Raw genomic sequence first — 3092 nt, forward strand, 5'->3', positions numbered from 1 at the left:
TACACGCGGTTGTGCTCGGTGCCTTCCACCGCGGCAATGCAGGCCCAGGTGGTGTGGTTGTGCGGCACGATCTTCTTGCCCGGGCGCATCACGTTGAGATAAAGCGCATAGCTCTGGTCCGGGTCCTCGGCAATCAGGTAGCGGGCCTGGTGCTCGCCGGCCTCGGGCGCCGGAAAGTCGGCGGGCCCCCAGTAGTCGGTGCGCGCGGCCAGCCCTTGCAGCGCGTCGAGCACCGCATCGAGCTTTTCGCGGGTTGGTTCAGCGCCGCCAATGGCTTTCTTCATCCGGTCGATGGACGCGGCGACCGCCTCGCGGCGTGGGTCGGACAGGGTGCTCATGCAGGGTTCTCCAGTGGGGATGCGTGTCTTGGTGTGCATTCACTGTAGTGACCGGAGCGTGACCCGACAATCCAGCCGGCGCAACAAATACATCAATAAAATTAATGTATGCCCACGCTCGATCTTGAATTGCTGCGCTCCTTCGCGGCCGTCGTCAGCCACCATAGCTTTGCGGCGGCGGCCGTGCACCTGGGTCGCACGCAGTCGGCCATCACGCAGCAGATGCAGCGGCTCGAAGAGCAGGTGGGCCACGCGCTGTTCGCCAAGCAGGGCCGGCAGAAGCGCCTCACCGAGCATGGCGAGCGGCTCCTGACCTACGCGCACCACCTGCTCGCGCTCAACGACGAGGCGCTGCGCAGCCTGCGCCAGGGCGAGCTCGAAGGCAACCTGCGCATCGGTGCGCCGCACGACGTGGCCGAGACCATGCTGCCGCTGCTGCTCACCGAGGTGGCGCGCACCTCGCCGCTGCTGCAACTGGACATCCACATCGGCCGCAGCCCCTATCTCATGACCTCGCTCAAGAGCGGAGAGGTCGACATGATCATCTCGAACCGCGCCGACCCGCAGTTCGACGGCGTGGTGCTGCGCAATTCGCCGACCGTGTGGCTCTGCGCCGCCAGCTACGTGCACGACCCGTCCAAGCCGGTGCCGCTGATCATGGCCGACGGCCCCAGCATCTTCCGCCGCATCGGCCACGAGGCGCTCGACGCCGCCGGCGTGGCCTGGACGCCGCGCTACACCTCGTCGAGCCTGATCGGCATCAAGGCCGCGCTGCGCGCGGGCCTCGGCGTCACGGCGCGCGGCGTGGAGCAGCTCGACGCCGGCCTGCGCGTGCTGGGCGCCGGCGACGGCATGCCGCGCCTGCCCGACCTGGCGTACTACCTGTACGTGCACAGCCACGTGGTGAATCCGGTCACGCGGCAGGTGTTCGAGACATTGAAGAAGCACCTGCGGCTGCCGCGGACCGACATGCCGGCTTGAAATGTTCCGCACGCGTTGTGCGCCGCTTGATCACCTTGGCTTGGCGCGCGCCCCCGTCACCACCAGTGCGACCCCGCCCATCACCAAGGCAATTCCGGCCAGGGTGAGCGCAGCCGGGATTTCCTTGAGAAACAGTGCGCCGATCAATGCAGCGAGCGCCGGCGCGAGGGCACCGAAAATGGCCGCTCTGGGAGCGCCGAGCCGGCGCACGGCCTCGGTATAGAAGTACATCCCGAGGATCGCGACCAGAATGCCTTGCGCGACAACCTGGAACCCGACGGCCGCCGGTGGCGCAGTGAAGATGTTCGGGGTGAACCAGAAGAAGTAGATCGGTGCGAACAGCACGGCGGAGCACACGTTCACCAGCGCGGTTGCGTGCCAGGGACTGATGCCGGAGCGGCGCTGCGCAATGGTGAAGCTTGCAAAGCACAGGCCCGCCAGCAAGAACAGCAGATCGCCTCGCCACTCGCCTGCCGCACGATTGGCAAGGAGCGCATAGCCGCCGATGCAGAGCACGCCGGCGAGGACGACCGCCATGCCGCCGAGTTGCTGGCGGCTGAACTTTTCGCCGAACAGAACGCCGGACAGCACCGCCACCCAGATCGGCATCGTTCCGATCATGAGCGTGGCGACATGCGATGCGGGTGCGAAGCGCATGCCTACAGAACCGAGCATCATGAAAGGCACTCCCGCACCCAGCGCCATCACCAGCAGCCGCACGATGCCGATCTGTGCGAGGCCAAGGCCTTTTCGAGCCAGGATGGGCCACAGGAGCAGGGCCGAAACACCGAAGCGAAGGAACGTCACGTCGTGCGGCCCCAGGGTGGTGGTCACGGCGAACCGCGTGGCCACCGACCAGCTCGACCAGATCAGTGCGACCGCAAGGCCGCACAGCACGCCCGCGGCCAGCGAATGCCGCCCCGCGGATCCCGCGAGTGCGGTGGAAGAAGCTGCGGACATGGCTACCTGCCCCTGCGCAGGATCTTGATGATGCCGATGGCATCGTCCTGCGATTGCCCGGCCTGCATGGCCTCCGCAAACAGCGAACGGTTGGCCGTGGCAATCGGAAGCCACACGCCGCGTTGCTCCGCTTCGTCGCAAACCAGCCCGATGTCCTTGGCCACATGGCGGATCGGGGCCTGCTGGGCAAAGTCGTTCGACACGAGCTTGGCGACTTTCGAGCGCAGCACGTCGTTGGCCAAGGGGCCGGCCTGCGCCATGTCGAGAAATTGCTGCACGTCGAGGCCGATGCCTGCAGCGAAGTGCGTCGCCTCCGAAATCGCCTCGAAGCAGGCGATCAGCAGGAGCTGATTGGCCAGCTTCATGCGCATGGCCATCGGAACCGGGCCGCAGCGAACGGTCTTCTTTCCGATCGCGTCGAACAGTGGCTGCACGTGGTCGATGTGCGCCTGTTCGGTGGCCGACGCCAGGATCACGAGCTGCGCCGCTTCTGCGGGCTGCCTGGAGCCCGAGACCGGTGCTTCGACGTAGCGGGCGCCCGCGGCCGCGAGGCTGGTGCCAAGCGCCGTCGAGTACGCCGGTGCCACGGTGGCCATCAGCACGATGGTCCGGCCGCTCACAGGCGCGGTGATTGCGCCCTCCGGGGAGCGCTCCAGGACCTGGTCCACCTCCAGATGGCTCGGCACCATGATGATGACGGCCTCCGCGGCCTCGAAGACCTGGCCTGGCGTGTCTGCGACCTCGATGCCCAAGGGGCGCAGCACATCGCAGCGAGCAGGCGTCCGGTTGTAGACCGTGACGCTGTGTCCCGCC

At 67.0% G+C, this 3092-nt stretch carries 3 protein-coding genes and 1 pseudogene; 1 reads left to right on the plus strand and 3 read right to left on the minus strand.

Annotated elements, in window-relative coordinates; genetic code table 11:
* Positions 1–338 (minus strand): annotated as a pseudogene (locus AC1DOC_RS26330) (mercaptosuccinate dioxygenase); the annotation flags it as partial.
* A 108-nt stretch (positions 339–446) separates the two neighbouring features.
* Between AC1DOC_RS26330 and AC1DOC_RS26335 the strand changes: the two are divergent.
* The gene (locus AC1DOC_RS26335) at positions 447–1319 is read left to right on the plus strand and encodes a LysR substrate-binding domain-containing protein (protein ID WP_478130805.1); all 873 of its coding nucleotides are present in this window, start codon (positions 447–449) and stop codon (positions 1317–1319) included.
* A gap of 30 nt (positions 1320–1349) precedes the next feature.
* Here AC1DOC_RS26335 and AC1DOC_RS26340 read toward each other — a convergent pair whose 3' ends face one another.
* A complete protein-coding gene (locus AC1DOC_RS26340) occupies positions 1350–2279 on the minus strand; it encodes a DMT family transporter (RefSeq protein WP_478081157.1) in 930 nt (309 codons plus the stop codon).
* Between the two features lie 2 nt (positions 2280–2281).
* Positions 2282–3092, minus strand: an 811-nt coding sequence (locus AC1DOC_RS26345; RefSeq protein WP_478130806.1) for an NAD(P)-dependent oxidoreductase, incomplete at its 5' end; no start/stop codon positions are given.

It is taken from the genome of Variovorax sp. 01T439_2, from assembly GCF_056398445.1.